The organism is Nocardioides antri (genome assembly GCF_008373765.1).
Taxonomy (GTDB): Bacteria; Actinomycetota; Actinomycetes; order Propionibacteriales; family Nocardioidaceae; genus Nocardioides; species Nocardioides antri.
Genome location: NZ_VUJW01000003.1, coordinates 814,317 through 841,163, shown reverse-complemented (window position 1 = coordinate 841,163; position 26,847 = coordinate 814,317). Strand labels below are relative to the sequence as shown.

Sequence of the window (26,847 nt, the reverse complement as noted above, 5' to 3'; positions counted from 1 at the left end):
CCTCGTCAGATATATTCCCGGCATGAAGTCCAAGGACCACGTCGGCCGGGTGATGGACCAGTGGGCGCGAGAGCGCCCGGACCTGGACGTCAGTCCGCAGGGCGTCATCGGCAGGCTGCACCGCATCGGGATGCGACTGACTGAGGAGCTGGTCGCGGAGTACGCGAAGTTCGGGCTCGGAGAGGGCGAGTTCGACGTGCTCGCCACTCTGCGGCGGGGCGGCGCGCCGTACCGGCTGACCCCGACCGAGATCGCCGAACGCACGATGGTCTCGTCCGGCGCGGTGTCCAAGCGGGTGGACCGCTGTGAACGGCACGGTTGGGTCACCCGGGAGCCGAGCGTCACCGATGGCCGCGGAAGGGTCGTGGTGCTGACGGGCGCGGGCAAGCGGCTCATCGACCGCGCGTTCACGGCCCACATCGCCAACGAGCACCGGCTGCTGGAGGGTCTGTCGCGCCGCCAGCGGGACGACCTGGCACGGCTGTTGGAACAGTGGGCACGGCAGCTCGGCGTCTGAGGCGACAAGCGAAAGACTGCGGTACGGCGCTCGACTGCTGTGTCCAACCGATCTAGGCCCTGTTTGACCCGGCCAACTCCGGGCACCGGACCTCCAAAGGAGGGGTTGAGATGTCGAAGTTCTCATTCCTGGCCGGCGTAGGCGTCGGGTACGTGCTCGGAGCCCGCGCGGGTCAGCAGCGATATGAGCAGATCAAGTCGGGTGCCCAGACCTTCTGGAACAACCCGAAGGTGCAGGACACCGTCTCGCACGCACAGGATTTCGCGGCGCAGAAGGCACCAGAGGTCCAGCACAAGGTCGCGGAGACCGCGTCGACCGTGGCGCACAAGGTGAGCGAGAAGGTCGGCTCCGGCGAAGGCGCGAACGATACGAAGGAGACCGGCGGCGGCGAGGGAGGCGGTACGGCGTACTCGGGCCCGGACACGCCGGCCGGGTTCGTCGAGAACCCCGCGAAGTAGTTGTCGCACCCGTCTGCTGAGCAGCGTCCTTCAGTGACCCCGCAATGGGCGGTGGCGAGTCCGCACCGGACGGCGAGCGACGCTGCTGCGGATGTCTTCAGGTCTGGCGGCAACGCTGTCGACGCGGCCTTGGCCGCTGCTGTCACCCTCACGGTGGTCTATCCGAACCAGTGCTCGCTCGGCGGCGACGTGATGGCGCTGATCGGAGCTCCGGACGGCCACGTTCACGCGGTCAACGGCAGTGGCCGGAGCCCGCGGGCGAGCGACGTCGCGCGGCTCGGCCCGACCGTGGGCGGGATGCCTGTGTACGGCCCGTTCACGGTGACGGTACCGGGTGCGGTCGCGGCGTGGCACGACATTGCCGACCGGTACGGGACGTTGTCCCTCGCCCCGACACTTCTCGCAGCGGCAGAACTGGCGGGAGGCGGAGTCGAGGTCGCTCCGGGCCTGGCACGCGACCTCGAGCGTGAGGAGTCGCGACTGCTGGCGGACGACGGGATGCGGGCAGTGTTCACTCGCCACGGCTCGACACTCAGGTCGGGCTCTCTTCTGGAACAGGTCAACCTCGCACGCAGCCTGACCTTGCTCGCCGAAGGCGGCGCCGAGGCGTTCTACGACGGCCCTGTCGGGAAAAGCTTGGTACGCCGGCTGAGGCAACTGGGTTCGGCGATGTCCGCGGAGGACCTCGCAAGCCATCGAACCTCGTTCGATGACGCGTCGTCTGCGGTCTACGCGGGCCACGAGCTGGTGTCGGGTCCTCCCGGCTCTCAGGGCATCTTCTTCCTCGAAGGCATGGCGGCACTGGAGGTGGTCCGCGAGCGACTGGGCCACGACCTGGATCCGTTGGGAGACGACGCCGGTGTGATCGCCGCGGTGCTGAGCGCTGCGGCTCAGGACCGCGACCGTCTTCTCGGCGATCCGGACTCCTCTCCCCTCGACATCGACTCCCTCCTGGGACGGCGTGCGAGGACCGTCGCAGAGTCCGCATTGCTCGGCGACCCGAGCCCGCGACGAACGCAGCCGACACGGGCGACGGGAGACACCGTGGCCGTCGTCGCGGCCGACGGCGCCGGGACGTGGGTGTCGTTGATCCAGAGCAACTTCCACGCCTTCGGCTCCGGCATCCTGGACGAGTCGTCCGGCATCGTTCTCCACAACCGCGGAGCATCGTTCGTGCTGGACCCCTCGTCTCCGAACGTGTACGCCGGCGGCCGTCGACCGGCGCACACCCTGATGCCGGTCCTTGTCCGTCGGTCGGACTCGTGGACAGGGGCGCACGGCACGATGGGGGGCCGCGCACAGCCGCAGATCCACACCCAGCTCGCGTTGCACCTGGCGGCCGGCAGGACCTCGGTCGAGGCTGTGACCAACCCTCGCTTCGTCCTCGGGCCGACGGAGCCAGGGGCCGGCGACCCCAGTCCAAGGGCTGCCGTCAAGGTCGAAGCCGATCTGCCCGGCGAGGCGCGGGATGCCCTGGCCGGAGCCGGCTTCGACCTGGCCGAGATCCCGGCGCACGACGACGGCGCGGGGCACTCCCAGCTCGTGCGCCGCAACGGGACGACGCTGGAGGCGGCCAGCGACCCCCGGGCCGACGGAGCTGCGCGGACGCACGCCGGTTGAGCGGACCCGGTCCGCCCGGGAGCCGACGGGGCGCGGCCCTGCCCTCACTCCCTGGCGATGTCAGCGGTCATCGTCATGTCGCCGATGGAGCTGGTGAGCACCATCGAGACCGACATCCTTCGTTCGTCGTCGCTCACGGTGGCCGACCACGGGCCGGTGTCGGTGTAGCAGTAGAAGTAGTCCGTGTCCTCGTCGAGCTCCAGGTACTCCTCGGCGTAGTCGAGCGCGGCCCCCGCTGCCTCGCGCTCGCGCGCGATCGCCAGCAGGTCGTAGTGGCCGGCGCCGGTGTAGCCGGGCACCTGGAACCGCCAGCCGGCCAGCTGATGACTCCCCAGTGACACGGCGTTCCCGGCTTGAGGGTGCAGCTCGACCGACAGGTACGGCCGGTAGGCGTAAGGGTCCGGGTCGGGGTACTCCGGATCGGGCTCCTCCGCAGGGATCACCTCCCACCGCAGGTGCATGGGGCCGAACCACGCGTCCTCCGTCCAACCGGTGACCCGCATCTGCACCTGAGCCACCGGGAGCGCCGCGATCTCGTCGCGGGCCCGCTGGAGCCGGTCCTCCTCGGCCTGGCGCTGGTTCTCCTCCTGCTTGTCCTTCCACTTGGCGAGGCCGGGGAACGCTGTCCGCATCAGCTGCTCGCCCGCCGCGTCCTTCGCCTCCCGCTCGGTCGCGTCAGCCTCGGAGGAGGCTCGCGCCGCCTTCTGGCTGTCGCTCGACAGCATCTCCGTCGCCTTCGACTTCGCCCACTGCTTGGCCAGGTCTCCCAGTCCCATGTCTTCCTCCCCGCACTCGAGACTCGCGTGGAAAACACGCTACGTCCGGAACCGGCCGGGTGGGCGGCTTCGATCCGGCCGAACGCTGTGTGCCATAGTGTCGCGGCCTGTCTAGACCGCCTTGCAGGACGGCGACGGGCATCGGTAGACCGACTCGGAGGTACCGCTCATGTCGAAGGGACGTCACAGCGCCGCCCCTGCTGCCGGCCATCGTCGATCCACCACCGGTCTCCGGAAGGCGACACCGGGTGCCCGGAAGGCGCCGCCCGAGGCACGCAAGGCGTCGCCGGCGCGCGTGGGTGGCGCCCGGGTTGCGGGGCGTCGGGTGGCGCAGGGAGACGGCCGTCCGGTCGTCCTGACCGCGATCGGCTCGGGAGAGAAGCTCTTCGCGCTCCTCCCGCTGGCGATCCTGTCCGTGGCCTCCGTCGCGGGACTGACGGCCTTGGGGAACGGTGACCCGGCAGCGTCGCCGTCACCTGCCGATCCCGGCACGGCCGCCGGTTCGCCTAGGCACGAGACCGCGCCCCGTCAGGTCCCTGCGCGCCTGACTCCCTCCTCCGCGCCGACGACAGCCCCGGAGACCGCTCCCACTGCCCTGACGAGCGAAGGCGCCGCTGGCGAAGCGGTCGACGAGGAGCGCGCGTCCCCGGACGAGCCGGTAACGGTGAGCCCGCGGGTCGAGCCCCCTGCGGGGCCCGTGGACCGCCCTGCCGGCGAGGAACCCACGACTCCTGTGCCGCCCGCGTCGCCGACCGCCACGCCGGAGCCGACGCCCAGCGACAGCATCACCCGGGCCGAGGCGATCGCTCGCTGCCTGGAGTCCGGCATCACCGCGGTCGACGTCCTCGCCCTCAAGGGATGCGTGGCCGACCTGCTCGGCTGACGCCGCCGGGTCTCTTCTCGACGGTCGTTCGCAGCCGGGTCCTCACGCCAGCGCCTCCGCGGCGCGGGCGAGGTCGTCGACCCCGCGTGCCAGCTCCTCCGCCCGGTCGGTGATGAGATCGAGGTGGAACCCGTAGAGCGAAGAGTCGACGAGCCGCACCACCCGGGCGACGCGGCGCGGCGAGGCTCCGCAGCGCACCAGGTAGTCGCGCAGGCTCTGTGCCCACCGGGCGTTGGCGTCGCGGGCGGCGCTGCGGTACGGCTCCTGGCCGATCAGGCCGGTGGCCGCGGCCTGGCAGTACACGTGGAGGCAGCCCCGCAACGGCTCGCTGCGGAAGGCCTCCCACAGCCGGTTCACCCCGGACCGCACGCTCGGCGCGTCGGGCAACACCTCGACGGCCGCGGTCGCCCGGTCCACCGTGCGGACGATGACCGCGATGACGAGGTCGTCCCGGCTGTCGAAGTGGTAGAGCAGCATCCGGTCGCTGGTGCCGAGCGCGGCCGCCAGCGGTCGGAGGGTCAGTCCGATCAGCCCGTGCTCGACGACGTAGTCGGCCGCCAGCTCGAGCAGGGCGTCGCGCTTGTCCATGCGTGTCTCCTCAGCCGTCTGGCGCCCATTCTGCACCTACGCGTAGCGAGTGCTACATTTCTGTATGTAGCACTCGCTACAGAATCGACGAGAAGGTGACACGATGTACGGCGCCATAACGCTTCTCCTGGGGGCGATCGCGATCGAGGTGTTCGCGACCGCCAGCCTCCCCAAGGCCGACGGCTTCCGCGCGCCCGGATGGAGCGCGGCCGTGATCGTCGGCTACGCGGCGTCGATCTGGATGCTGTCGCTGGTCGTGCGCACGATGTCGGTGTCGATCGCCTACGCCCTGTGGGCGGGGATCGGCACCGCGATGGTCGCCGTGGTCGGCATGGCCCTGGGCGAGTCGATGACCCTGGCCAAGGCCGTGTCCCTCGCCCTGATCGTCGCCGGGGTCATCGGCCTCAACCTCGCCGGTGCGCACTGAGCCTGCGTCAGCGAGTCGCCGGGTCAGGTCGCGTTCGGGTCGGACCCCCCGGAGACGTCCCCCTGCGGGCTGGTGTTGTCGGTGCCGCCGAGGTCGCGGAGGAACTCGTGGCACCGCTGGGCCCGCTGGGAGTCCTGCTCCATGACCTCCTTGAAGAACTGCGCGATGTCGTCCTTGCCGGCGTTCTCGGCATCACGGACGTACTGGCCGTAGTCGTGACCAGCCTTGAGCGAGTGGTATTGCACCGAGATGAGGTCGTAGGTGACGTCGTCGAACCCGGTCTCTCCTGTTGCCACGTCCTTCTCCTTGTCTCTTGAGCGGGTACCTCCCAGTCCGGTACCCCTCTGCTGCGAGCACATCCGATCGGCGTCGCCCACCCGGCCGAAGTCGTGACGGCGCACGGTAACCACCCGGCGGAGGTCTCGTTGAAGCCTTGGACACTCGGCCCCGGAGGTTGACGATGATGCTCGGATCCACCCGACGCCTGGCGGCGTTCGCAGCTGTTCTCACGGTTGGGGCCGGCGCGCTGATGGCGCCGGGCTCCGCCGGTGCGAGCCCGGAGCTGCCGGCGCCCGCCGCGGCGTCCGTTCCGACGGACGAGGCAGGGCACGGCAAGGTCATCGTGGCCTTCGCCGACGGCGTGATCCCGGCCGGCACGCTGGGAGCGCTGCGGGACCTGGGCGTCGAGCGGGCGATCGAGCTGCCGACGATCGGAGCCGTGGCGGTGACCGCGGACCTGCCGGTCGTCGACCTGCTCGACGGGCTGCCGGGCGTCGTCGCCGTGGAGCCGCAGCGCCGACTGGTGTCTTACCTCTACGCCTCGAAGAAGCAGATCAACGCGATCGGCCTCGACCAGCCCGCGACGTACACGACCCGGGTGGGCGGCAAGCGGGTCACCGCGACCCGGCCGGGCGTCACCGGGGCGGGCGTGACCGTGGCCGTCCTCGACTCCGGCATCTTCGCCGGGCACCCCGACTTCGGCGACCGCGTGGTCAAGGGCCTCAACTTCTCCTACTCCGAGGCGGCGCAGCAGGCCGGCTTCTCGGCGGAGCAGTGGGACACGTACGCAGAGTCCACCGGCACGCTGGCGCTGCAGGACGAGATCGGCCACGGCACCCACGTCGCGAGCACCGTGGGCGGGGACGGCAGCCTGTCCGAGTCGCAGGGTGGTCCCGACCTCGCCGGCGTCGCCCCGGGTGTCTCGCTGATCTCGATGCGGGTGGCAACGCCCGGCTTCGGGATCGTCGACGACATCGACTGGGAGGAGGCCGCGCTGGCTGCGTTCGACTGGACGATCCGGCACCGCGTCGAGTACGGCATCGACATCACCCAGAACTCCTGGGGCCTGCTCCCGACGGAGCCGAACTGCTTGGGCCTCGACTGCGGTGAGCCGACCGACTTCGACGCGATGTCGCGGATGATCAAGTCGGTCGTGGACAGCGGCGTGCACGTCGTCTTCTCCGCCGGCAACGACGGCCCCGAGCCGGGCACGATCGGCGGCTACCACGACCCCGCGAACGGCGCCGTCCTCGTGGGCGCGGCCTGCAAGTCCCAGGACTCCTCGCGCTGCGTGCCGGGCCAGCAGATCGTGGACTTCTCCAGCCGCGGCGCGGCCGACGGCACCGGTCCGCAGGTCGACGTCGTCGCTCCCGGCGACACGATCATGGCCGCCCTGTCCCCGTCGGTGCTCGCCCCGCTGACCGAGTGCCCGGAGATCCAGCAGCCCGGCTACTTCTGCATCTCCGGCACCTCGATGGCGTCGCCGCACGTGTCGGGCGTCGTGGCGCTGATGCTCCAGGCAAATCCCCAGGCGACGCCGGCCCAGGTGAAGCAGTGCCTGCGGGCGACCGCGGTCGACATGATGACCCCCGGGTTCGACATCCACTCCGGGCTCGGGATGGTCGACGCCAGGGCCGCGTTGACCTGCGCCCACTCGCTCACCTTGACCAAGAAGAAGGGCTGACCGCCGGCGTCCCGCCGGTTGAGCGGGACGCCGGCGGGTAACGCGAGCCCCATGGATCCAGGTGACGTCAGTCAGGACTCGATCCGCGCGGAGCTCGGCGTCGCCGAGGCGTTCGACGCGGCTGAGGAGGCCGAGCGCAGGATCGGGTTCCTCGCGGACTACCTGCGCGCAAGCGGAGCGAGCGGCTACGTGCTCGGCATCAGCGGTGGGGTCGACTCCACGGTCGCCGGCCGCCTCGCCGCTCTCGCCTGCGAGCGCGCCGACGGCACCTTCACCGCGGTCAGGCTGCCCTACGGCCGGCAGCACGACGAGGCCGAGGCGGCCGATGCGCTGCGCTTCATCGAGCCGTCCGCGACGGTGACGGTGGACGTCAAGCCGGCCGTGGACGCGCTGCACGAGGCGACCTCGGTCAACGAGGTGAGCCCCGAGCGCGCCGACTTCGTCAAGGGGAACATCAAGGCGCGGCAGCGGATGGTGGCGCAGTACGCCGTCGCCGGCCGGCTGGATGCCCTGGTCGTGGGGACCGACCACGCCGCCGAGGCGGTGATGGGCTTCTTCACGAAGTACGGCGACGGGGCGTTCGACGTCGGTCCGCTGCTCGGTCTCACCAAGAGCAGGGTGCGCGAGCTCGGACGCGAGCTCGGGGCGCCGTCACACCTGGTGGAGAAGGTGCCCACCGCCGACCTCGAGGACCTGCGGCCCGCGTTGCCGGACGAGACGGCCTACGGGGTCACCTACCAGGAGATCGACGCCTACCTCCTGGGCGAGGAGGTGAGCCCACGGGCACGTGAGGTCATCGAGACCGCCTACCGGCAGACGGCTCACAAGCGTCACCTCCCGGTGGGACCATGACACCCGCGGACCCGGTGGACGTCATCGCCCAGCACGCGGCAGCGGCCTCCGTCACCGTCGCGTGCGCCGAGTCGCTCACGTCCGGCGCGATCGCGTCGGCGCTGGGACGCGGCGAGGACGCGTCGTCGTGGTTCCTCGGCGGCGTGGTCGCCTACGCGTCCGGGGTGAAGTTCGGCGTCCTCGGCGTGGAGGAGGGACCGGTGGTGCGGGCGTCGTGCGCCGAGCAGATGAGCCAGGGCGTCAGCAAGCTCCTCGGCGCGGACGCCGCCGTGGCCGTCACCGGGGTCGGCGGGCCGGGCGAGGAGGAGGGTGAGCCAGCGGGCACCGTCTTCGTCGCGAGCTGGGTGGACGGGCAACCCCTGGTGACCCGCCACCTGTTCGAGGGCGATCCGGCCGACGTCGTCGAGCAGACCGTCCGCGCGGCCCTCTCCCAGCTGGCCGCGCACCTCACTCGGGACTGACTGCCCTTCACGGGACTTCAGGGCTAGCCCCGATGCCGGGAGCGGTGGAGAAGGTGGACTGGGGGCCACCTTCCCCACCGCTCCAGGGATCGGATCCCCGGGGGACCCCTATGCTCGGGCGCGCGGTGCCCGGCAGCAGCAACCGGGCCGAGGGAGGCCGCTCGCGAAGGGAACCCGAGCATGACCACCATCGACCCCGACAGCCCCGTCCTCGTCACCGGTGCGACCGGATACGTGGCGAGCTGGATCGTCCGCTACCTCCTCGAGGACGGCCGGACCGTCCGCGGGACGGTGCGGGACCCCGACAAGGCGATCGGGCTCGAGCACCTGCACGCGCTGGCCGACGCGCACCCCGGGCGGCTCACCCTGCACCGGGCGGACCTGCTCGAGACCGGCAGCTACGACGAGGCGATGCAGGGCTGCGAGCTGGTGATCCACACCGCGTCGCCGTTCCTGCTGGGCAAGGTCCGCGACCCCGAGCGGCAGCTGGTCCGCCCGGCCCTCGAGGGCACCCGCAACGTGCTGGCGAGCGTCGACGCGACCCCGTCGGTCAAGCGGGTCGTCCTCACCAGCAGCGTCGTGGCGATCCACGGCGACAACATCGACATGCGCGGACGCGGTCCGTTCACCGAGGCCGACTGGAACACCACCAGCACCACCCAGCACCAGCCGTACCCCTACGCCAAGACCGTCGCCGAGCGCGCTGCCTGGGACATCTGCGGGCGGCAGGACCGGTGGGACCTGGTGACCATCCACCCCGGACTGGTGCTCGGTCCGTCGCTGACCACCGCGAGCAAGTCGGGGTCGATGGCGACGATGCGGGCGTTCACCGACTACTCGCTCGCAGCCGGCGCGCCCGACCTGGCGATGGGCCTGGTCGACGTACGCGACGCGGCGCGCGCCCACATCGCAGCCGGATACACACCGACCGCACACGGGCGCTACATCACGAACGCCCGCACCATCACGATGCTCGAGATCGGCCGCATCCTCCGTCGGAGGTTCGGGCGGACCTACCCGTTCCCGTACACGAAGATGCCGAAGCGGGCGTTCAAGATGTTCGCCCCGGTCGCCGGGTTCACCCGTGAGTTCGTGGAGAAGAACGTCGGCTGGCCGCTGGAGTTCGACAACAGCCGCAGCCGCGCGGAGCTGGGGCTGGAGTACCGCGACGCGGAGGAGACGATCACGGACCACTTCCAGCAGATGATCGATGACGGCATCGCCCGCCGACTTCCGCTGCGGTAGGGATCAGGCAGCCAGCACCGACACGGTCGCCGCGACGGCGACCGTGCCCGCGGACAGCAGCCACTGCAGGACGGTGAGCAGCCGTGACGGCTCGTCGCCGAGCGGCGCCGGCTCGCGTCGTACGGCGTCGCGCACCGTCCGGACGAGGACGACGACCGCGAGCCCGCCGAGCGCACCGGCCGTGGTCCACTAGCGGGAGCCGGCGAGGTGGACGAACGGCTGGGTGAGGAGCGCCAGCAGGCCGACCTTGAGCAGGACCGCGACGACCTGCTCGCTGTGGCGGCGGCCGCTGACGACCAGCAGGGCCGCAAGGACGAGCCAGGAGACCGGCCCGAAGATCTCGAGGCTCAGGTCGCGGGCGACCCACTGCCAGAACCCGCGGTCGTGCGGGGCGTCGGGCGGCTTGAGGAGCGCGCCGAACCCGTCGATGGAGCGGTAGCGCTCGAAGTTGTCGGCGACGTCGCGGGCGTAGCTGCGGGAGGTGACGTCCTGCCGGGCGTGGCTCGACATCTGGTTGAGCACGGTGACCTCGCCGCCGCCGGTGGCCCGCGCGACCTCCCGCGCGTAGCGAACCGGAGCGAACCACACCGTGCTGCCGGGGTCGCACGGGCCGTAGCAGACCTCGGCCCGCTCACCGAAGGTGTTGGCGAGAGCGGTCGGGACCGACGTCGTCGTGACCACCCGGTCGTCGAGCGCGGCCGAGGCGCCGATCGACCAGGGCAGCAGCAGTCCCGCGAACACCGCGCCGGCCGCCGCGGCCGAGACCAGTGACGTGCCGAGGACGGACCGCTCGCCGGTGCGCCGCAGCGACCAGAGGAGCACGACGACCGCGGTGGCTGCCATGGCCACGACCGCCAGCACCGCGCTGGACCGCAGGTAGACGACCGCGATCGCGAGGAAGCCGAGCACCATCCCGTCGCGGACCGTCGGCGGCTGGCCCTCCTGCCCTGCCCGGAGCACGTCGACGAGCCGGGTGAGGAGCAGGACGAGCACGAGACCGGCCAGCAGGTCGCCGTACGCCGTGAGGGAGAGGAGCACCCATACCGGCACCAGCGCCGGGAAGGCGCAGAGCGCGAGCGCGAACCCCCGCCCGAGCGAGCGCCGGACGTGCACGACGGTGAGGACGAACACCGCGCCCGAGACCAGGCCGAGCCACAGCCGGGCGACGGTGTCGTCGGCCTCCGGGGCGACGAGGTAGAGCGGCATGAGCACGAGCCCCATCCCCGGCATGAACCAGCCGCTACCGACCACGTTGCGCGAGAGCTCGCCGCCGTCGGGGCTGCGGAGCCAGGCGAGGTCGCGCACGAGGTTGGCGAGCGCGCAGCCGGCGTCGTGATAGGCCACCTCGTCACCGCGGAACGGGAGGTCCGCTACCCGGGCGAAGAGCACGACCTTGAGCGCGAGGGCGACCGCGACGCACGCAGTCAGCAGCGGATCGGCCCGCACCGCACGCAGCGGCGCGATCATCCGTACTCCGTGGACGGCGCCCAGTCGTCGGGGAAGCGCTTCGTGGTCGCGGGGTCGGTGCAGGCCGGGTCGGCGCTCGACAGCCGCGCGACCGGGAGCCTGAGCACGACCTCGCCCCGCACGATCATGTCCGGCGTGAGCTCGGGGAACGGCGTCACGGTGGCCGACCGGCGCGGCAGGCCGGCACCCACGAGGGCGGCGGCCAGCCGGCGTCGTACCTCCGCAGCGTCCAGCTCGTCCCAGTGGAGGGTGAGGACCCGCACGCCGTCGACGTCGCCGTCCTTACGGACCTGGTAGGGGAAGTCGAGGGTGAGGCCGGGCGGCAGCGGGTAGCAGCCGAGCTCGAGCGGATCCGCGGGGAGCTGGGGACGGTAGCGCCCGGTCGGCTCGGCCCGGCCGAGCGCCGGACTGACCAGGATCGCGAGGACCGTCAGCGCCACGGCGGCGACGACCAGCAGCGTCATCGTCGTGCGGTGGGTGCGCAGCGCGTGGCCGAGCCGCCGGGTGTCCCGGACCAGGACGGCGTCGACCGGCACCGCCGGGATGTGGTCCACCGTCTCGCGCAGGTCCCGGCGCAGCACCTGCTCGAGGCTGCCGTCGTCGGGTCTCGGGAAGTCGGTCACGACTACGAGATGCGGCGAAGCGCCTTCCCGGTTGGCTGCCGGCGGACGAGCGCCGACCGTCGGGCGGGACGGTCCCGGAAATCTATGACCACAACACCGACGGCGCCGACGTCTACTTGTTAGTAGCCCGCGGAGGGGTCTTAGGTAGGCGCATGAGCGTCACGCCGTCGTCGTACTCCATCACCATGCGTCTCTACACCGAGCCGGACTTCGCGGTGGTCGGCACGGTGGCGACCACCATCGCCGAGGCCGGCGGCATCACGACCGCGATGGACGTCGCGGAGTCGCGGCACGACCGGCTGGTCCTCGACGTGACCTGCAGCGCCACGGACTCCGACCACAGCGAGCGGCTGGTGCAGGCGGTCGAGGCGATCGCCGGCGTGCAGGTCCACAAGGTGTCCGACCGGACGTTCCTGCTCCATCTCGGCGGCAAGATCCAGGTCACCAGCAAGGTGCCGCTCAAGAATCGCGACGACCTGGCGATGGCCTACACGCCGGGGGTCGGCCGGGTCAGCATGGCGCTGGCGCAGCACCCGGAGGACGTCGCGAAGCTGACCATCAAGGGCAACTCCGTCGCCGTCGTCACCGACGGGTCCGCCGTGCTGGGCCTCGGCAACATCGGCCCGGGCGCCGCGCTGCCGGTGATGGAGGGCAAGGCCGCGCTGTTCAAGCGCTTCGCCGACATCGACGCGTGGCCGATCTGCCTCGCCAGCCAGGACGTCGACGAGATCGTCCGCGCGGTCGAGATGATCGCGCCGGGCTTCGGCGGCATCAACCTCGAGGACATCGCCGCGCCGCGGTGCTTCGAGATCGAGGCGCGGCTGCGGGAGTCGCTCGACATCCCGGTGTTCCACGACGACCAGCACGGTACGGCGATCGTCGTGCTCGCCGCGCTCCACAACGCCCTCCGCGTCGTCCGCAAGTCGCTGTCGGGGACCCGCATCGTGGTCGCCGGCGGCGGCGCGGCCGGGTCCGCGATCGTCGCGCTGCTCCTCGCCGACGGCGCCGAGGACGTCGTCGTCTGGGACCGCGAGGGCCTGCTGTCGGCCGATGACGAGTCGCTCCCGCCCGCCAAGCGCCAGCTGGCCTCGATCACCAACCCGCGGGGGATCCGCGGCACGCTCCACGACGGCCTCAAGGGAGCCGACGTCTTCATCGGCGTGAGCGGTCCCGGCGTGCTGGACCCGGAGTGGATCCAGGACATGGCCGAGGGCGCCGTGGTCTTCGCGCTCGCCAACCCCGACCCCGAGGTCGACCCCGCCGAGGCCGCTAAGCACGCCGCGGTCGTCGCGTCCGGCCGGTCGGACTACCCCAACCAGATCAACAACGTGCTGGCGTTCCCCGGCGTCTTCCGCGGCCTCCTCGACGCCCGCGCGTCCCAGGTCACCATCGACATGCTGCTCCGCGCTGCGCACGCGATCGCTGCCGTGGTCACCGACGAGGAGCTGCACGCGAGCTTCATCATCCCGAGCGTGTTCCACCCGGACGTGCCGGGCGCGGTGGCCTCCGCCATCCGCGGCACTCCCCAGGAGTGACGTCGCGTTGCGCGCTCAGGACTACAGCGACGACCAGCTGGTCGCCTCGATCGCGGCGGCGGCCGCCGAGCTCGGAGAACCGCTGACCGCTGGTGCGTACGACGGCTGGCAGCGCAGCCGCGACGCCGCCTCGCCGGCCCTGCTGATCCGCCGGTTCGGCTCGTGGATCGAGGCGTGCAACCGCGCCGGCGTGGCGACGAACAAGACCCGCTCGACCTCCCGCCGCTGGTCGGACGACGAGATCGTCGGCATCGTCGCCACCTACCTCCGCGCTCCCGGCAGCACCGGGTCGTTCGCCGACTACTCCGCCTGGGCGAGGACGCAGGACGGAGCGCCGAGCGGCGCGACGCTCCGCCAGCGGCTCCCGTGGGCCGAGCTGAAGAGCCGGGCGGAGAAGGCCTGAGGACGGCGCGTCGCGCCGAGCTAGGACGGCTGATCTATCCTCCGGCGGGTGGACTCACTCGGCGGATCGGTCAACCGCCCGCTCTGGCTGGACACCCCCGTGCGCCCCGAGCCCCGACCGGCGCTGGCTGCAGACGCCACCGCGGACCTGGTGGTCGTGGGTGGCGGCTTCTGCGGATTGTGGACGGCGGTGCGCGCGGTCGAGCGGGAGCCCGGCCGCGACGTGCTGCTGGTCGAGGGCGACCGGATCGCCGAGCACGCCACCGGCCGCAACGGGGGGTTCTGCGAGGCCTCGCTGACCCACGGCGAGCACAACGGGATGGCCCGCTGGCCGGAGGAGTACGACGACCTCCACCGGCTCGGCATCGAGAACCTCGACGGGATCGAGGAGGCGGTCGCCCGCTACGGCATCGACTGCGGCTTCCTCCGGGGCGGGTCCCTCGCCGTGGCGACGCGACCGCACGAGGTCGCCGGGCTCGAGCCCGATGTGCCGGGCTTCCTCGACCGGGACGCGGTGCGGAAGGTGGTCGACTCGCCGACCTACCTCGCCGGTCGGCTGTCGGGCGCGGAGGAGGGCGCCGTGCTCGACCCCGCCCGGTTGGCGTGGGGCCTGGCCGACGCGGCGGAGCAGCAGGGCGTGCGGATCGCCGAGCGCACCCGGGTCACCGGGATCCGTCGTACCGGCGACACGATGGAGGTCACGACCACCGGCGGCGTGGTCCGTGCTCGCCGGGTCGCCCTCGCCACCAACGTGTTCCGCCCGCTGCTGCGGCGGCTCCGCCTCACGACGGTCCCGGTCTACGACTACGTCCTCGCCACCGAGCCGCTCACCGAGACCCAGCTCGCTGCGCTCGGCTGGGACCCGGCGATCGGGGTCGGCGACGCCGGCAACCAGTTCCACTACTACCGGGTGACGCCGGACCGCCGGATCCTGTGGGGCGGCTACGACGCGATCTACCACTTCGGCCGGTCGATCCGGAGCGACCACGAGGATCGCCGGGAGACGTTCGCGATGCTGGCCGAGCACTTCCACACCACGTTCCCGCAGCTGGACGGGATCCGCTTCACGCACCGCTGGGCCGGGGTGATCGACACCTCGACGCGCTTCAGCGCCAGCTTCGGTACGGCGCACGGCGGCCGGTCGTCGTACGCCCTCGGGTTCACGGGCCTCGGCGTCGGTGCCACCCGCTTCGCCGCCGACGTGATGCTCGACCTGCTGGCGGGCGAGGAGACCGAGCGGACCCGGCTGGAGATGGTGCGCCGGCCGGCGGTGCCGTTCCCGCCCGAGCCGGTCGCCTGGGCGGGCATCGAGCTCACCCGGCGCGCACTCGCCCGCGCCGACGACACCGGGCGCCGCAACCTGTGGCTGCGGACCCTCGACCGGCTGGGGCTGGGCTTTGACTCCTGAACAGCTCGTCGTGGGGTTCGACCTCGACATGACCCTCATCGACACCGTGCCCGGCTTCCGCGAGGTGCTGCTCGCGCTGTCCGGGGAGCTGGGCGTCGAGCTCCCCATCGACGAGATGACGTCGAACCTCGGGCCGCCGCTCGACCTGATCCTCCGGCCCCACCTCGCCGAGGAGGCCATCCAGCCGGCGGTCGACCGGTTCCGCACGCTCTACCCGGACCACGCGATCGAGTCCGTCGCGGCGATGGCGGGCGCCCACGAGGCCCTGTCGGCCGTGCGGAGGCACGGCGGCCGCGTGGTGGTCGTGACCGGCAAGTTCACCCCGAACGCGCAGCTGCACGTCGACCACGTCGGGTTCGACGTCGACCACCTCGAGGGCAAGGTCTGGGGCGTCGGCAAGGCCGACGTGCTGCGCCGCGAGGGTGCCCACATCTACGTCGGCGACCACGTCCACGACGTCGAGGGGGCGCTGGCCGCGGGGATCCTCAGCGTCTCGGTGCTGACGGGTGGCTGCACTGCCGAGGAGCTGTACGACGCAGGGACGCACGTCGTGCTCGAGGACCTGCACGAGTTCCCGGCCTGGCTCGACGACTACCTGGCCGACGGGTCACCGGGTCAGCGCACGCCCCACGAGTAGATCTGCTTGCGCAGGCTCAGGTAGACGAACGTCTCGGTCGAGGCCACGCCGGGGATCCGGCGGATGCGCTCGGAGACGATCTCGAGCAGGTCCTCGTCGGACTCGGCGACCACCTCGGCGAGGATGTCGAGGCTGCCCGCGGTCATGACGACGTAGGTGACCTCGTCGAGCTCGGCGAGCGCGTCGGCCACCGGCGCGATCTGACCGCTCACCCGGATCCCGACCATGGCCTCGCGGGCGAACCCGAGCTCCAGCGGGTCGGTCACGGCGACGATCTGCATGACACCGGTGTCGACCAGCCGCTGCACCCGTTGGCGGACGGCGGCCTCGGACAACCCGACCACCTTGCCGATCGCCGCGTAGGACCGGCGGCCGTCCTGCTGCAGCTGCTCGATGATCGCCTTCGAGACGTCGTCGAGCTGGGGCCGTGAGGTGCGAGCGGGCATGGCGTGATGCTGCCATGGACCCGCTTCCGTGCTCAATCACGTCCGGAAACGCGGATTCCGTTGCAAACGTGTTTCAACGCAACCGGATCGCTTGTCATGGCCGGGGCCTGGTGGCAGGATCCGAGCCGGCGAATCACCCAGGAACGAGGGGCAAGCAGATGACGATCAGGCGAACACCACCACCGGCGCTCTTCCCCGGCGTGCCGCTCCGACGCGGTCTCGGACGCCGCCGCATGCTCCAGGGCGCCGGCCTCTCGGCGCTCGCGCTCGGCTCGCCCACGCTGCTGTCCGCGTGCGGGACGGAGTCGCAGGTGCAGTCCTCCGACAGCTGCAAGAGCACCGACAAGTCCGAGGAGGAGAAGGTCCTCGTCTTCTCCAACTGGCCGGAGTACATCGACGTCCAGGGGAAGCGGATGCCGACCCTCGAGCAGTTCGAGACCGAGACCGGCATCGAGGTCACCTACAACACCGACATCAACGACAACGCCGAGTTCTTCGGCAAGGTCAAGGACCAACTGGGCTCCTGCGAGCCGATCGGCCGGGACATCATCACCATGACCGACTCGACGGCCGGCCGGATGATCGCGCTGGGGTGGATGCAGGAGCTCGACAAGGACAACCTCCCCAACGTGGAGGCCAACCTGATCGACGGCCTGCGCTCGCCGAGCTGGGACCCGGAGCGCGAGTACAGCGTCCCGTGGCAGTCGGGCCTCACCGGCATCGCCTACAACGCCGACGTGACCGGCGAGGTCACCAGCTTCGAGGAGATGCTGACCCGCAGCGACCTCAAGGGGAAGGTGGGCCTGCTCACCGAGATGGAGGACACCATGGCCTTCATGCTCGCCATCGAGGGCGCCGATCCCGAGGACTTCACCGAGGACGAGTGGCAGGCGGCGATCGCGCGGCTGGAGGAGGTCGTCGCATCGGGGCAGGTGCGCCGGTTCACCGGCAACGACTACATCCGCGACCTCAAGTCCGGCAACCTCGCTGCCTGCATGGCGTGGTCCGGCGACATCGCCGCGGCCGAGGACCCCAAGATCCCGTTCGTCCAGCCGGAGGAGGGCCTCAACATCTGGTCCGACAACATGATGGTTCCGAACAAGGCCGACCACAAAGCGAACGCCGAAGCCCTCATGAACTACTACTACGACCCCGTCGTCGCGGCCACGCTCGCCGCCTGGGTCTGGTACATCTGCCCGGTCGAGGGCGCACGTGAGGAGATGGAGAAGATCGACCCGTCGCTCGTCGACAACAACCTGATCTTCCCGAGCGAGGAGTTCCTCGCCACCACCCGCGACTTCATGGTCCTCGACGAGAAGACCCGGCAGCAGTACGAGAGCGACTTCCGTCAGGCGAGCGGTGGCTGAGCCCGTGACCGCCGGCAGCGAGGACCTCGTCCTTGCCGGGCTCACGAAGAAGTACGGCGACTTCGCCGCGGTCGACGCGCTCGACCTGACCGTGCCCTCCGGCTCGTTCTTCGCGCTGCTGGGCCCGTCCGGCTGCGGCAAGACCACCACGCTGCGGATGGTCGCAGGGCTCGAGGTGCCGACCGCGGGCACCGTCACCCTCGCCGGCGAGGACATCACCCGGCTCAAGCCCTACCGCCGTCCGGTCAACACGGTCTTCCAGAGCTACGCGCTGTTCCCGCACCTCACCATCCGCGACAACGTCGCGTTCGGCCCGCGCCGCAAGGGCGTCAGCAAGCGGGAGGCCGCGGCCGAGGTGAACCGGATGCTCGACCTGGTCGAGCTGGGCGAGTACGCCGGACGCAAGCCTGCCCAGCTCTCCGGCGGTCAGCAGCAGCGGGTCGCGCTGGCCCGCGCGCTCATCAACCACCCCCAGGTCCTGCTCCTCGACGAGCCGCTCGGCGCGCTCGACCTCAAGCTCCGGCGCCAGATGCAGCTGGAGCTCAAGCGGATCCAGATCGACGTCGGTCTCACCTTCATCCACGTCACCCACGACCAGGAGGAGGCCATGACGATGGCCGACACGGTCGCGGTGATGAACCAGGGCCGGATCGAGCAGATGGGCGCGCCCGAGGAGCTCTACGACCTGCCGCGCACGACCTTCGTCGCCAACTTCCTCGGCCGCTCCAACCTGGTCGCCGGCTCGGTCACGGGCACCGCCGGGGAAGAGGTGTCGGTCCAGCTCGACGGCGGCACGGTGACGGCGCCGGTCGAGCGGGCGGCGACCGCCGAGGGCAAGGTCTGGGTCGGCGTACGGCCGGAGAAGGTGCACCTCAAGCCGGCCGGCGACCCCGCGGGCGGGCGGGGCAACGAGCTGCGCGACGCCGTCGTGAGCGACGTCAGCTTCGCCGGCGTCAGCACCGAGTACGTCGTCCGGCTGCCGTCGGGCCAGGAGCTGATGGTGTTCGAGCAGAACCACACCAGCCAGCGCCGCCTCCACTCGGGCGACCGGGTGGACCTGACGTGGGCGCCCGAGCACACCTTCCTCCTCGACGCCGCCCAGGACGCGTCGGCCGGCACCCAGTTCGACGACGAGTGAGGTCGCAGAGGCATGGCGCACGTCGTACCGACTGAGATTCCGGACGCCCCACCGGCTCCGGAGCAGCAGCGTCGCGGGCTCGCCGGCTACCTGCTGCTCACACCCGGCTCGCTGTGGCTGGCGGTGTTCTTCATCGTGCCGACGGTCTCGCTCGTCGCGACCAGCCTCTACGACCCGAGCGGGTCGCTGGAGTTCGGCTACCAGATGACCGGGCACGTCCAGAACTACCCGCACGCGATCGCGGAGTACTGGGACCCGATCGTGCGATCCCTGCAGTACGCACTGATCGCGACCGTGGCCTGCATGATCCTCGGCTACCCGCTGGCCTACGCGATCGCCTTCAAGGCGGGGCGCTACAAGACGATCCTGCTGGTGGCGGTCATCGCGCCGTTCTTCACCAGCTTCCTGGTCCGGACGCTGGCCTGGCAGTACCTCCTCGGCGACAACGAGTGGGTGGTGACCTTCCTCCGGTGGCTGCCGTTCACCGGGGCGGAGCTGCAGCTGATCAACACGCCCGTCGCCGTCGTCGCCGGCCTCACCTACAACTTCCTGCCGTTCTTCGTGCTGCCGCTCTACGCCTCGCTGGAGAAGATCGACCACCGCCTGCTGGAGGCCGCCGGTGACCTCTACGCGTCGCCGTTCCGCGGGTTCCTGAAGGTGACGCTGCCGCTCTCGATGCCGGGCGTCGTCGCCGGCACCCTGCTGACCTTCATCCCGGCCGCCGGCGACTACATCAACGACGAGCTCCTCGGCAGCCCGAAGACGAGGATGGTCGGCAACGAGATCCAGAGCCTCTTCTACGCCGGTGACTACCCGACCGCCTCGGCCCTCTCGGTCGCCCTGATGGTGACGATCGTGCTGCTGGTAGCGGTGTACGTGTGGCGCGCGGGGACGGACGAGCTCGTATGAAGGCCTCGATGAGGACTGCCGGCGACTGGATCGCGCGCCACCTGGTCCTGATGATCGGGCTGTTGGTGCTGCTCTACATGCTCACGCCGGTGTTCGTCGTCGTCCTGATGTCGTTCAACCAGCCGGCCGGCCGCAACACCTACACGTTCGACGGGTTCACCCTCGACAACTGGACCAACCTCTGCGAGCCCTACCAGCTCTGCTCGTCGGTCGGGCTGTCGCTGGAGATCGGCCTGCTCGCGACGCTGGTGGCGACCCTGCTCGGGACGCTGATGGCGTTCGCGATGGTGCGGCACCGGTTCCGCGGCCGGGCCGCGGCGAACGTCTTCATCTTCCTGCCGATGGCGACCCCGGAGATCGTGCTCGGCTCCTCGCTGCTGGCGCTGTTCGTCAGCTCCGGGCTCGCCGGCAAGCTCGGGTTCTGGACGATCTTCGTCGCCCACGTGATGTTCTGCCTGTCGTTCGTCGTCGTCACGGTCAAGGCCCGGCTGGCAGGCATGGACCCGCGACTCGAGCAGGCGGCTGCGGACCTCTACGCCAACGAGTGGCAGACGTTCTGGCGGGTCAGCTTCCCGCTCGTCTTCCCCGGCATCCTGGCCGCCGCGCTGCTGAGCTTCTCGCTGTCCTTCGACGACTTCATCATCACGAACCTCAACGCCGGCCAGGAGGTCACGTTCCCGATGTTCGTCTGGGGCGCCAACACCAAGGGCATCCCGATGCAGATCAACGTCATCGGCACGATGATGTTCGCCATCGCGCTGATCGTCGTCGTGGTGGGGGAGTTCGGCTCGCGGCGCCGGGGGCGGGCGGTCCTGTAACTACGTGTTATGGCCACTGCCAGGGTGGTCGACCACCCGGGTAGTGGCCACAGCACAGCGGTAGTCAGATGAGGGCGTAGGCCTTGTCGAGGACCGACCGCAGGATCTGCTCCATCTCGTCGAAGTGCTCCTGCGTGCAGACCAGCGGCGGGGAGAGCTGGATGACCGGGTCGCCGCGGTCGTCGGCGCGGCAGTAGAGGCCCTCCTCGAAGAGCCCCTTGGAGACGAACCCGTAGAGGATCCGCTCGCACTCCTCGGCGGTGAACGACTCCTTGGTGGCCTTGTCCTTCACGAGCTCGATGCCGTAGAAGAAGCCCTCGCCGCGCACGTCGCCGACGATCGGCAGGTCGAGGAGCCGCTCGAGGGTACGACGCATCGCCGGTGCATTGGCCCGCACGCCCTCGAGCACACGCTCCTCCTCGAAGACCTGCATGTTGCGCAAGCCCACGGCGGTCGACACCGGGTGACCGCCGAAGGTGTAGCCGTGGGCGAACATCGCGCTGCCCGAGGCGAACGGCTCGAACAGCCGGTCCGACACGATCATCGCGCCGAGCGGCGCGTAGCCGGACGTCAGTCCCTTGGCGCTGGTGATGATGTCGGGCTGGTAGCCGATCGCCGTGGCGCCGAACATCTCCCCCAGCCTCCCGTAGGCGCAGATGACCTCGTCGGAGACCAGCAGCACGTCGTAGGCGTCGCAGATCTCGCGGACCCGCTGGAAGTAGCCGGGCGGCGGCGGGAAGCAGCCGCCGGCGTTCTGCACCGGCTCGAGGAAGACCGCGGCCACGGTGTCGGGACCCTCGTCGAGGATCGCGACCTCGATCTGGTCGGCGGCCCAGCGACCGAAGGCCTCGCGGTCGTCCTCGTGGACCGGAGCCCGGTAGAAGTTGGTGTTCGGCACCCGGAACGTCGAGGGGACCAGCGGCTCGAACTGCTGCTTGAGGCTCGGCAGCCCGGTGATCGAGAGCGCTCCGTGGGTGGTGCCGTGGTAGGCGATCGCGCGGCTGATCACCTTGTGCTTGAGCGGCTTGCCGACCCGCTTGAAGTAGTCCTTCGCGAGCTTCCACGCCGACTCGACCGCCTCGCCTCCGCCGGAGGTGAAGAACACCCGGTTCAGGTCGCCGGGGGCGTACGACGCCACCTTCTCCGCGAGCTCGATCGCCGGCGGGTGGGCGTAGGACCACAAGGGCATGAACGCGAGCGTCCCCGCCTGCTGCGCAGCGGCGTGGGCGAGCTCGCGCCGGCCGTGCCCGAGCTGCGACACGAACAGCCCGGCGAGGCCGTCGAGGTAGCGCTTCCCCTTGCTGTCGTAGAGGTAGACCCCCTCACCGCGCACCATGATCGGGACGTCGTGGTCGGGCCCGTCCCCGGTGTAGCGACCGTGCTGCGAGAAGTGCAGCCAGAGGTGGTCCTTCGCTGCGCGCTGGAGTGCGGAGTCGTCCATGGCGTCCATGGTGACGATCCCGGCGGGGCGTTGCAAGTGAATCAGTTGCCTCAACTGGGATGAGCGACGGAATCCGTCACACAAAGGCGTCCGAGGGCCGCTGATTTCGTCGGTTTTCGGCGCTAGAGTCTGCCCATGGCGGACCTCACCTTCAAGAACGTCATCAACGGCGAGCTCGTCGAGGCGGCGAGCGGTGCGACGTACGACGTCATCGACCCGACCACCGGAGCGGTCTACGCGCAGGCGCAGATGTCCGGGCCTGAGGACGTCGACCGGGCGTACGCCGCCGCGGCCGCCGCGTTCGAGGCCTGGGGCGACACCACTCCCCAGGAGCGCGCGACCGCATTGCTCAAGATCGCCGACGCGATCGACGCGCGCGCCGAGGAGATCGCCGCGGTCGAGGTGAAGGACACCGGCAAGCCGACCCAGGCGATGCTCGACGACGAGATGCCGCCGAGCTCCGACCACTTCCGGTTCTTCGCCGGCGCGGCGCGGGTGCTCGAGGGCCGCTCGGCGGGGGAGTACCTCGCCGACCACACCAGCTGGATCCGGCGTGAGCCGATCGGCGTCGTGGGCCAGGTGACGCCGTGGAACTACCCGCTCATGATGATGATCTGGAAGATCGCCCCGGCGCTGGCGGCGGGCAACACCATCGTGCTGAAGCCGAGCGACACCACCCCCGCCAGCTCGACGCTGCTCGCCGAGATCTGCCAGGAGTTCCTGCCGCCGGGCGTGCTCAACGTCGTCACCGGCGACCGCGACACCGGTCGGGCGCTCGTCGCGCACGAGACGCCGCAGATGGTGGCCATCACCGGCTCGGTGCGCGCGGGCATGGAGGTCGCCGGCAGTGCCGCGGCCGACCTCAAGCGGGTGCACCTCGAGCTCGGCGGCAAGGCGCCGGTGATCATCTTCGACGACGCCGACCTCGAGAAGGCGGCGGAGGCGATCGCGGGAGCCGGCTACTACAACGCCGGCCAGGACTGCACCGCCGCGACCCGGGTGCTCGCCGCTCCCGGCATCCACGACGACTTCGTCGACGCGATCACCGAGCAGGCGCGGAACACCAGGACCGGCATGCCTGACGACGCCGACGTCCTCTACGGCCCGCTCAACAACGCCGACCAGTTCGCCCGGGTGGCCGGCATGGTCGACCGGCTGCCCGACCACGCGTCGCTCCGGACCGGCGGACAGCAGGTCGGCGACGCCGGCTACTTCTACGAGCCGACGGTCGTGTCCGGGCTGCAGCAGGACGACGAGCAGGTCCAGAACGAGATCTTCGGCCCGGTCATCACGGTGCAGCGGTTCACCGACGAGGGCGAGGCGCTGAGCTGGGCCAACGGCGTGGAGTACGGCCTCTCGTCGTCGGTGTGGACCTCCGACCACGGTCGCGCGCTGCGGATGAGCCGCAAGCTCGACTTCGGTGTCGTCTGGATCAACACCCACATCCCGTTCGTCTCCGAGATGCCCCACGGCGGCTTCAAGCACTCCGGCTACGGCAAGGACCTGTCGATGTACGGACTCGAGGACTACACGCGCATCAAGCACGTCATGTCGTACTTCGGCGAATAGCCGTATTCGATCGATCCAATCCGCCCCGATGTGCGTTCGCGCGTCGGTGAATGCCATGGTGACTCCCGTCGCGGACGACGGTGTCCACGGTTCAGGCGAAAAGCCACACGGTGAATCGGGCAGTTGAGCGTGAGGTAGCGTGCCCACACCTCAAACGGACGCGAAAGGCTAGACAGATGGTCGATGTGGAGCGGGTTCTCGACGAGGCGGGGCTCACCAACACCTATGTTCGTGAGTACGTCGCCCACTGGGCCGGGGTGACCGGCGCAGAGAGGGTCGAGGTCGTCTCCGCGTCCGACGACGCGCGGCTGGTCCAGGAGTCGCTGGACGCCGGCGAGCTGCTGCCGGCCGGCGAGGGTCTCTACTACTCGCGTTCCTACTTCAAGGACACCGCCCGCGCCGAGGAGCGCACCATCGTCGCCACCAACGACGAGAGCGACAAGGGCACCTACAACAACTGGCGTCCCGCGTCGGAGATGAAGCCGCTGCTCGTCGACCTGATGACCGGTGCGTCGGCCGGCAAGACGATGTACGTCATCCCCTACCTGATGGCGCCGAAGGGCTCCCCGCTGGAGAGGTTCGCCGCCGGTGTCGAGCTCACCGACAACCGCAACGTCGTGCTGCAGATGATCCGCATGGCCCGCGTCGGCGTGGAGTACATCAACCACCTCGGCGACTCCTTCGTGAAGGCCGTCCACGTCACCGGCGACCTCGAGAACCTCGGCCAGGGCACGCCCGACGACAAGCGCTACTTCGTGACCGTCGCCGACGAGCGCACGATCCTGCACTTCGGTTCGTCGTACGGCGGCAACGCGCTGCTCGGCAAGATCGCCCACGGCCTGCGCCAGGGCTCCTACGACGGCTGGAAGAACGGCTTCCTGGTGGAGCAGTTCATGCTGCTCGGCATCACCGACAAGGAGACCGGCAAGAAGTACAACATCTGCGGTGGCTTCCCGAGCGCCTCGGGCAAGACCAACCTCGCGATGACGCTGGCCCCCGACGCCCTCGGCGACCGCTACTACGTGGAGTTCTACGGCGACGACATCGCCTGGCTGTGGGTCGGCGACGACGGCAAGCTCTACGGGATGAACCCGGAGAACGGCGTCTTCGGCGTTGCCAAGGACACCAACGAGAAGACCAACCCGACCGCGATCGACTCGATCGTCCCGGGCACCGGCGCCATCTTCACCAACGTCGCCTACAACGAGAAGACCCAGGAGGTCTGGTGGGAGGGCAAGACGCCCGAGTACCCGGCTGACCTCGACGGCTGGCTCGACTGGAAGGGCGACCGGATCGCCGACCGCGCCCCGGAGAACGCCGACGCTCCGTGGGCCCACCCGAACAGCCGGTTCACGACCACCCTGGCCAACGTGCCGAACGTCGCGAAGGACTTCGAGGAGCCGCAGGGCGTCGAGATCCACGGCATCATCTTCGGCGGCCGCACCCGCGACCGCGAGCCGCTGATCCGTGCGATCACCGACATCGCCGAGGGCGTCTACGACGGCCTCACCCTGGGTGCCGAGGCGACCGCCGCGGCCGACGGTCTCGAGGGCGTGCTCCGCTACGACCCGATGTCGATGCGGCCGTTCATGTCCTACCCGGAGGCCGACTACGCCGCGCACTGGCTCAAGGTCATCGGCGCGGCGAAGGAGACGCCGATCTTCGCCCACGTGAACTGGTTCCAGCGCGGCGACGACGGCCGCTTCCTGTGGCCGGGCTACCGCGAGAACCTCCGCCCGCTGCTCTGGCTGATGCAGCTCAAGTACGGCGAGGTCAGCGGCGTTGAGACCCCGGTCGGCATCATCCCGACCCGCGAGGAGCTCAACCTCGAGGGCCTCGACGAGCAGGCGCTTGCCGACCTCGACACGATCCTCACGATCGACACCGAGCGCTGGCAGCAGGAGATGAAGTTCCGCGAGGAGCACCTCAGCCAGTTCGAGGGTCTGCCCGAGGAGATCTGGGCGGCCCACCGCCGGGTCGCCGAGGCGCTCGACCAGGCCTGAGGTCTCGCGCCTCCGAGAGCAACGTCATACGGCTCGCACCCCCCGGGGTGCGGGCCGTATGACATTCTCCGGGACATGCGCGCAGTCACCTGTCACGAGGGCAAGCTCGAGGTCGCGGAGGTCGCCGACCTGACGCCGGGCAAGGGTCAGGTCCTCCTCGACGTGGAGCGGTGCGGGATCTGCGGGTCGGACCTGCACGCGCGGCTCCACTGCGACGAGACCGCCGACGACGTCGCGGCGCTGGGCTACGACGCCTTCATGCGCTCCGACCAGCACGTCGTCATGGGCCACGAGTTCGTCGGGACGGTCGCCGACTACGGCCCCCGCACGAGGAAGCCGTGGCCCGTCGGCACCCGGGTGGTGGCGCTGCCGGTCCTGCGCGCCCGTGGCTCGGTGCACCTGACCGGGCTGAGCGAGCAGGCCTCGGGCGGCTACGCCGAGCAGGTGCTCGCCACCGCCTCGATGGCGATGCGGGTGCCCGACGGCGTGGACGCCGAGCGGGCGGCGCTGACCGAGCCGATGGCGGTCGCCCTGCACGCCGTACGACGCGGGCATGTGGGCGCCAAGGACACCGCGGTCGTCATCGGCTGCGGCCCGATCGGGCTCGCGGTCATCCTGATGCTCAAGGCGACCGGCGTGCGGCACGTGATCGCGAGCGACTTCTCGCCCGCCCGGCGTGCGCTCGCCGAGAAGTGCGGCGCCGACGTGGTGATCGACCCGGCGGCCGAGTCGCCGTGGAGCTCCTTCGAGGAGTCCCGGCGTTACCTGACCAACCCGATCGCCCTGGCCGAGCTGGGTCTCGACGCGATGGACAAGCTGCGCGCCGTACCCCTGCTGCCGTGGGCGCACGTCATGCGCGCGGCCGAGAAGGCCGGGGCCACCCCGCGTGGTCCGGTCGTCTTCGAGTGCGTCGGCGTGCCCGGGATGATCGAGCACATCGTCTCCTCCGCGCCGCTGCTGTCGCGGGTGGTCGTGGTCGGGGTGTGCATGGGCGCCGACTCGTTCCGGCCGTCGATGGCGATCAACAAGGAGATCGAGCTGCGGTTCGCCTTCGCCTACGACCCCAGCGAGTTCCATCAGACCCTGCAGTGGATCGCCTCCGGGAAGGTGGACGTCGCCCCGCTGATCACCGGCACCGTCGGGCTCGACGGCGTCGCCGGCGCGTTCGAGGCCCTCGGCGACCCCGAGCGGCACGCCAAGATCCTCGTCGACCCGAGCAGCGACGCCACCTCCGTCTGATCCTCCGCGCGCCGGGAGCGGATGAGGCGCATCACATCCCCTTGCCACTGGCAAG

At 70.5% G+C, this 26,847-nt stretch carries 28 protein-coding genes; 20 read left to right on the top strand and 8 right to left on the bottom strand.

Annotation, left to right across the window (positions count from 1 at the left end):
• The first annotated feature begins 22 nt into the window (after positions 1-22).
• The 3 genes from F0U47_RS10185 (at position 23) to F0U47_RS10175 (ending at position 2,595) form a co-directional block, all read left to right on the top strand.
• Positions 23-517 carry a MarR family winged helix-turn-helix transcriptional regulator gene (locus F0U47_RS10185; RefSeq protein WP_149750208.1) on the top strand — a complete coding sequence of 165 codons (495 nt, stop codon included), beginning with the start codon at positions 23-25 and terminating at the stop codon, positions 515-517.
• Between the two features lie 110 nt (positions 518-627).
• Positions 628-975: a YtxH domain-containing protein gene (locus F0U47_RS10180; RefSeq protein WP_149750207.1), complete on the top strand. Its 348-nt coding sequence runs from the start codon at positions 628-630 to the stop codon at positions 973-975.
• Positions 976-1,008: 33 nt separating this feature from the next.
• Positions 1,009-2,595 carry a gamma-glutamyltransferase family protein gene (locus F0U47_RS10175; RefSeq protein WP_188111260.1) on the top strand — a complete coding sequence of 529 codons (1,587 nt, stop codon included), beginning with the start codon at positions 1,009-1,011 and terminating at the stop codon, positions 2,593-2,595.
• A 44-nt stretch (positions 2,596-2,639) separates the two neighbouring features.
• On the opposite strand, the gene F0U47_RS10170 is transcribed toward F0U47_RS10175, so the two are convergent.
• Positions 2,640-3,371, bottom strand: coding sequence for a hypothetical protein (locus tag F0U47_RS10170; RefSeq protein WP_149750203.1), 732 nt, complete (start codon positions 3,369-3,371; stop codon positions 2,640-2,642).
• A 169-nt stretch (positions 3,372-3,540) separates the two neighbouring features.
• Here F0U47_RS10170 and F0U47_RS10165 point away from each other — a divergent pair, with 169 nt between their 5' ends.
• A complete protein-coding gene (locus tag F0U47_RS10165) occupies positions 3,541-4,254 on the top strand; it encodes a hypothetical protein (protein WP_149750201.1) in 714 nt (237 codons plus the stop codon).
• 42 nt (positions 4,255-4,296) lie between these two features.
• On the opposite strand, the gene F0U47_RS10160 is transcribed toward F0U47_RS10165, so the two are convergent.
• Positions 4,297-4,842, bottom strand: coding sequence for a TetR/AcrR family transcriptional regulator (locus F0U47_RS10160; protein ID WP_149750199.1), 546 nt, complete (start codon positions 4,840-4,842; stop codon positions 4,297-4,299).
• A gap of 103 nt (positions 4,843-4,945) precedes the next feature.
• Between F0U47_RS10160 and F0U47_RS10155 the strand changes: the two genes are divergently transcribed.
• On the top strand, positions 4,946-5,269 hold the full coding sequence (locus F0U47_RS10155; RefSeq protein WP_149750198.1) for a DMT family transporter: 324 nt from the start codon (positions 4,946-4,948) through the stop codon (positions 5,267-5,269).
• A gap of 23 nt (positions 5,270-5,292) precedes the next feature.
• Here the strand turns inward: F0U47_RS10155 and F0U47_RS10150 are convergent, their stop codons facing one another.
• Complete coding sequence (locus F0U47_RS10150; protein WP_149750197.1) at positions 5,293-5,565, bottom strand: acyl carrier protein; 273 nt, start codon at positions 5,563-5,565, stop codon at positions 5,293-5,295.
• A gap of 167 nt (positions 5,566-5,732) precedes the next feature.
• On the opposite strand from F0U47_RS10150, the gene F0U47_RS10145 reads away from it, so the two are divergent.
• The 4 genes from F0U47_RS10145 (at position 5,733) to F0U47_RS10130 (ending at position 9,790) form a co-directional block, all read left to right on the top strand.
• On the top strand, positions 5,733-7,232 hold the full coding sequence (locus F0U47_RS10145) for a S8 family serine peptidase (RefSeq protein WP_188111259.1): 1,500 nt from the start codon (positions 5,733-5,735) through the stop codon (positions 7,230-7,232).
• Positions 7,233-7,283: 51 nt separating this feature from the next.
• Entirely contained in the window at positions 7,284-8,084 is an 801-nt protein-coding gene (nadE, locus tag F0U47_RS10140) for an NAD(+) synthase (RefSeq protein ID WP_149750194.1), read from the top strand.
• Entirely contained in the window at positions 8,081-8,545 is a 465-nt protein-coding gene (locus tag F0U47_RS10135) for a CinA family protein (protein ID WP_149750193.1), read from the top strand. Before nadE ends, F0U47_RS10135 begins: the two co-directional genes overlap by 4 nt.
• Before the next feature lie 180 nt (positions 8,546-8,725).
• On the top strand, positions 8,726-9,790 hold the full coding sequence (locus tag F0U47_RS10130; protein WP_223162713.1) for an SDR family oxidoreductase: 1,065 nt from the start codon (positions 8,726-8,728) through the stop codon (positions 9,788-9,790).
• Between the two features lie 3 nt (positions 9,791-9,793).
• Here F0U47_RS10130 and F0U47_RS22010 read toward each other — a convergent pair whose 3' ends face one another.
• Genes F0U47_RS22010 through F0U47_RS10120 form a run of 3 tightly spaced genes read right to left on the bottom strand, consistent with a single transcriptional unit; the run spans position 9,794 to position 11,880 of the window.
• The gene (locus F0U47_RS22010; protein ID WP_281290975.1) at positions 9,794-9,925 is read right to left on the bottom strand and encodes a hypothetical protein; all 132 of its coding nucleotides are present in this window, start codon (positions 9,923-9,925) and stop codon (positions 9,794-9,796) included.
• Positions 9,926-9,979: 54 nt separating this feature from the next.
• Positions 9,980-11,257 carry a hypothetical protein gene (locus F0U47_RS10125; RefSeq protein ID WP_149750191.1) on the bottom strand — a complete coding sequence of 426 codons (1,278 nt, stop codon included), beginning with the start codon at positions 11,255-11,257 and terminating at the stop codon, positions 9,980-9,982.
• Positions 11,254-11,880, bottom strand: a complete 627-nt coding sequence (locus F0U47_RS10120) for a hypothetical protein (RefSeq protein WP_149750189.1) — start codon at positions 11,878-11,880, stop codon at positions 11,254-11,256. The genes F0U47_RS10125 and F0U47_RS10120 overlap by 4 nt, the downstream gene beginning before the upstream one ends.
• A 152-nt stretch (positions 11,881-12,032) precedes the next feature.
• On the opposite strand from F0U47_RS10120, the gene F0U47_RS10115 reads away from it, so the two are divergent.
• The 4 genes from F0U47_RS10115 to F0U47_RS10100 are packed head-to-tail and all read left to right on the top strand — an operon-like array spanning position 12,033 to position 15,862.
• Positions 12,033-13,415, top strand: coding sequence for an NAD-dependent malic enzyme (locus F0U47_RS10115; protein WP_149750187.1), 1,383 nt, complete (start codon positions 12,033-12,035; stop codon positions 13,413-13,415).
• 7 nt (positions 13,416-13,422) lie between these two features.
• A complete protein-coding gene (locus tag F0U47_RS10110) occupies positions 13,423-13,818 on the top strand; it encodes a homing endonuclease associated repeat-containing protein (protein ID WP_149750185.1) in 396 nt (131 codons plus the stop codon).
• A 48-nt stretch (positions 13,819-13,866) separates the two neighbouring features.
• Entirely contained in the window at positions 13,867-15,225 is a 1,359-nt protein-coding gene (locus tag F0U47_RS10105) for an NAD(P)/FAD-dependent oxidoreductase (protein ID WP_246159549.1), read from the top strand.
• A gap of 10 nt (positions 15,226-15,235) precedes the next feature.
• The gene (locus F0U47_RS10100) at positions 15,236-15,862 is read left to right on the top strand and encodes an HAD family hydrolase (protein WP_246159548.1); all 627 of its coding nucleotides are present in this window, start codon (positions 15,236-15,238) and stop codon (positions 15,860-15,862) included.
• Here the strand turns inward: F0U47_RS10100 and F0U47_RS10095 are convergent.
• The gene (locus tag F0U47_RS10095; RefSeq protein ID WP_149750182.1) at positions 15,841-16,308 is read right to left on the bottom strand and encodes an Lrp/AsnC family transcriptional regulator; all 468 of its coding nucleotides are present in this window, start codon (positions 16,306-16,308) and stop codon (positions 15,841-15,843) included. The genes F0U47_RS10100 and F0U47_RS10095 overlap by 22 nt on opposite strands.
• Before the next feature lie 158 nt (positions 16,309-16,466).
• On the opposite strand from F0U47_RS10095, the gene F0U47_RS10090 reads away from it, so the two are divergent.
• From F0U47_RS10090 to F0U47_RS10075, 4 genes are read left to right on the top strand one after another with little or no spacing between them, the layout of a single operon-like run.
• Positions 16,467-17,675, top strand: a complete 1,209-nt coding sequence (locus F0U47_RS10090) for a polyamine ABC transporter substrate-binding protein (RefSeq protein WP_149750181.1) — start codon at positions 16,467-16,469, stop codon at positions 17,673-17,675.
• Positions 17,668-18,813, top strand: coding sequence for an ABC transporter ATP-binding protein (locus F0U47_RS10085; protein ID WP_149750179.1), 1,146 nt, complete (start codon positions 17,668-17,670; stop codon positions 18,811-18,813). Before F0U47_RS10090 ends, F0U47_RS10085 begins: the two co-directional genes overlap by 8 nt.
• A gap of 12 nt (positions 18,814-18,825) precedes the next feature.
• Positions 18,826-19,722 (top strand): ABC transporter permease, encoded by an 897-nt coding sequence (locus F0U47_RS10080; RefSeq protein WP_149750177.1) that lies wholly within the window; start codon positions 18,826-18,828, stop codon positions 19,720-19,722.
• 8 nt (positions 19,723-19,730) lie between these two features.
• Positions 19,731-20,540, top strand: coding sequence for an ABC transporter permease (locus F0U47_RS10075; protein ID WP_149750175.1), 810 nt, complete (start codon positions 19,731-19,733; stop codon positions 20,538-20,540).
• A gap of 64 nt (positions 20,541-20,604) precedes the next feature.
• On the opposite strand, the gene F0U47_RS10070 is transcribed toward F0U47_RS10075, so the two are convergent.
• The gene (locus tag F0U47_RS10070) at positions 20,605-21,981 is read right to left on the bottom strand and encodes an aspartate aminotransferase family protein (RefSeq protein WP_246159547.1); all 1,377 of its coding nucleotides are present in this window, start codon (positions 21,979-21,981) and stop codon (positions 20,605-20,607) included.
• 135 nt (positions 21,982-22,116) lie between these two features.
• On the opposite strand from F0U47_RS10070, the gene F0U47_RS10065 reads away from it, so the two are divergent.
• The 3 genes from F0U47_RS10065 (at position 22,117) to F0U47_RS10055 (ending at position 26,792) form a co-directional block, all read left to right on the top strand.
• Positions 22,117-23,550 carry a gamma-aminobutyraldehyde dehydrogenase gene (locus tag F0U47_RS10065; RefSeq protein WP_149750172.1) on the top strand — a complete coding sequence of 478 codons (1,434 nt, stop codon included), beginning with the start codon at positions 22,117-22,119 and terminating at the stop codon, positions 23,548-23,550.
• A gap of 176 nt (positions 23,551-23,726) precedes the next feature.
• On the top strand, positions 23,727-25,553 hold the full coding sequence (locus F0U47_RS10060) for a phosphoenolpyruvate carboxykinase (GTP) (RefSeq protein WP_149750170.1): 1,827 nt from the start codon (positions 23,727-23,729) through the stop codon (positions 25,551-25,553).
• Positions 25,554-25,628: 75 nt separating this feature from the next.
• Positions 25,629-26,792: a zinc-binding dehydrogenase gene (locus F0U47_RS10055; protein ID WP_149750169.1), complete on the top strand. Its 1,164-nt coding sequence runs from the start codon at positions 25,629-25,631 to the stop codon at positions 26,790-26,792.
• Positions 26,793-26,847: the final 55 nt, after the last annotated feature.

What these genes read in the sequence shown, in the direction of transcription:
- F0U47_RS10185 (WP_149750208.1), top strand. Translation starts at nt 23, where the DNA reads ATGAAGTCCAAGGACCACGTCGGCCGGGTGATGGACCAGTGGGCGCGA.
- F0U47_RS10180 (WP_149750207.1), top strand. Translation starts at nt 628, where the DNA reads ATGTCGAAGTTCTCATTCCTGGCCGGCGTAGGCGTCGGGTACGTGCTC.
- F0U47_RS10170 (WP_149750203.1), bottom strand. Translation starts at nt 3,371, where the DNA reads ATGGGACTGGGAGACCTGGCCAAGCAGTGGGCGAAGTCGAAGGCGACG.
- F0U47_RS10165 (WP_149750201.1), top strand. Translation starts at nt 3,541, where the DNA reads ATGTCGAAGGGACGTCACAGCGCCGCCCCTGCTGCCGGCCATCGTCGA.
- F0U47_RS10160 (WP_149750199.1), bottom strand. Translation starts at nt 4,842, where the DNA reads ATGGACAAGCGCGACGCCCTGCTCGAGCTGGCGGCCGACTACGTCGTC.
- F0U47_RS10155 (WP_149750198.1), top strand. Translation starts at nt 4,946, where the DNA reads ATGTACGGCGCCATAACGCTTCTCCTGGGGGCGATCGCGATCGAGGTG.
- F0U47_RS10145 (WP_188111259.1), top strand. Translation starts at nt 5,733, where the DNA reads ATGCTCGGATCCACCCGACGCCTGGCGGCGTTCGCAGCTGTTCTCACG.
- nadE (WP_149750194.1), top strand. Translation starts at nt 7,284, where the DNA reads ATGGATCCAGGTGACGTCAGTCAGGACTCGATCCGCGCGGAGCTCGGC.
- F0U47_RS10135 (WP_149750193.1), top strand. Translation starts at nt 8,081, where the DNA reads ATGACACCCGCGGACCCGGTGGACGTCATCGCCCAGCACGCGGCAGCG.
- F0U47_RS10130 (WP_223162713.1), top strand. Translation starts at nt 8,726, where the DNA reads ATGACCACCATCGACCCCGACAGCCCCGTCCTCGTCACCGGTGCGACC.
- F0U47_RS10125 (WP_149750191.1), bottom strand. Translation starts at nt 11,257, where the DNA reads ATGATCGCGCCGCTGCGTGCGGTGCGGGCCGATCCGCTGCTGACTGCG.
- F0U47_RS10115 (WP_149750187.1), top strand. Translation starts at nt 12,033, where the DNA reads ATGAGCGTCACGCCGTCGTCGTACTCCATCACCATGCGTCTCTACACC.
- F0U47_RS10095 (WP_149750182.1), bottom strand. Translation starts at nt 16,308, where the DNA reads ATGCCCGCTCGCACCTCACGGCCCCAGCTCGACGACGTCTCGAAGGCG.
- F0U47_RS10090 (WP_149750181.1), top strand. Translation starts at nt 16,467, where the DNA reads ATGACGATCAGGCGAACACCACCACCGGCGCTCTTCCCCGGCGTGCCG.
- F0U47_RS10080 (WP_149750177.1), top strand. Translation starts at nt 18,826, where the DNA reads ATGGCGCACGTCGTACCGACTGAGATTCCGGACGCCCCACCGGCTCCG.
- F0U47_RS10075 (WP_149750175.1), top strand. Translation starts at nt 19,731, where the DNA reads ATGAGGACTGCCGGCGACTGGATCGCGCGCCACCTGGTCCTGATGATC.
- F0U47_RS10070 (WP_246159547.1), bottom strand. Translation starts at nt 21,981, where the DNA reads ATGGACGACTCCGCACTCCAGCGCGCAGCGAAGGACCACCTCTGGCTG.
- F0U47_RS10065 (WP_149750172.1), top strand. Translation starts at nt 22,117, where the DNA reads ATGGCGGACCTCACCTTCAAGAACGTCATCAACGGCGAGCTCGTCGAG.
- F0U47_RS10060 (WP_149750170.1), top strand. Translation starts at nt 23,727, where the DNA reads ATGGTCGATGTGGAGCGGGTTCTCGACGAGGCGGGGCTCACCAACACC.
- F0U47_RS10055 (WP_149750169.1), top strand. Translation starts at nt 25,629, where the DNA reads ATGCGCGCAGTCACCTGTCACGAGGGCAAGCTCGAGGTCGCGGAGGTC.